Annotated in this window: 1 protein-coding gene; it reads right to left on the minus strand. The window is 48.7% G+C overall.

What is annotated here, in order from left to right; all coding sequences use genetic code 11:
* Positions 1-583 precede the first annotated feature (583 nt).
* On the minus strand, positions 584-1120 hold the full coding sequence (locus tag BV911_RS19410) for a hypothetical protein (RefSeq protein WP_139840162.1): 537 nt from the start codon (positions 1118-1120) through the stop codon (positions 584-586).
* Positions 1121-1479 lie beyond the last annotated feature (359 nt).

The following is a 1479-nucleotide window of genomic DNA, read 5'->3' on the forward strand; positions in this document are numbered from 1 at the left end:
CGGGCAGTTGGGTGATGGTAGACTCTGACATGTGGCATATCCTTTTCTCGGCTGAGAATTGACGGCGTCTGAACTCCGCCATGATATGCCGCCCCTCAGGGCATCACCAACTTTCGCGCGTTTCTCGCAGGCGAGAGCTGCCGTTCTGTACCGCGAGGTTGAAGAGGTAAGCGTCAACCGGCCCTAGCGAGTCCAAAAAACTTTCTGCCGTGGTTCACCCGGCCAGAGCATAGCGGCAGGCTTTTCATGAACCCAATTGAAGGGCAAGCGGCTTGTGTACTGAGCGAGCTGCAGCGCAACGTATTGGTCTTCAGCCAAGGCATAGCCCCAGCGGCTCGGGTGCCGGTATTTGTCTCGACAAGCTTCTAGGACCCATACACGCATAAACGTACGGTATACGGCCGTGGTTAATAAAGGGTATCCCTATCAACCTACATGCTTGGCTCAAGACTTCGGTAACGCCAAACGTCTGCTCTGACAAATGGGATCACCTCTCAGGCCATGGCCAACTCAACGGAGTTCCATGTCGATACCTGTGGCGAGGAAGAGCGAGACATTGCTGCTAGAGCGTCGAGCTAATCTTTCATCTCACGCGGACACCTAGGCGTGCGACACTTAGAATTCCAATAGCACTGAGAAAAATCGGCAGCGACCCAGGCAGCGGCACGGGTGTTACAGGATTATCAAACTCCACGGGGAAAAAACTTGCTGTTACATTAACGGGTGAACTGGCGAGATTTTCCCAAAAGATTGAAAATCTTTGCATGGCTAGAAGATGAAATCCCGGAATAATACCAAATGCAACTTCTGATTCCCCAAGTTCGCCGATGATAAGATCAAAAGAAATATTCGGCGGCGACGTAGTTCCATATTTTATCGAGTCTATACCTATTCCGCTACCCTCAACTATGATATTATCAATTAGTACTTCCTTAACGGACATATAGGTGAATATTGCTGTATCATGTGGGTTAAGTCTCTGTTCGGATATAACATAATCACCCGGAAACACGATTTCAGTGATAGAATGATCCACGGGGTCTGGATAAACTACTGCAGCACTCGCGATGCCAATCGAAAGCGTCCAAAGGGAAAGTGCGGTTGCGAGAAAAAGCTTCAATATTCATCCCTCCAAAATCAACAGGACCAATATTCCACCACATTATTAAAAATTCCCTCAAATAGAGAAACGTGACCGATGAGATGGTAATCCGGGAATCCTTCCCGCTTCTTTGGGGTTGGCTTTTGTCCAGCATTCCGTGGCGCAGCCCCCGTTAAAAACGGGGGGATTACCCAGCCAACGCTTACGGTTTTTTTAACCGCGAGAAATTAGGACTGGGTAGGAAACGCGAATATTGCACTGAAAACTTCAACTTCTCTTTAACGATTTGCTCACATTGAGGGATGGGACTATGTCGGAAGAAGACCACACAACTGAAGAAGATCACAGCACTCACGACGAATACGACGTTCACGACA

The organism is Pseudoruegeria sp. SK021 (assembly GCF_002119405.1).
In the GTDB taxonomy this organism is placed as follows: Bacteria; Pseudomonadota; Alphaproteobacteria; order Rhodobacterales; family Rhodobacteraceae; genus Meridianimarinicoccus.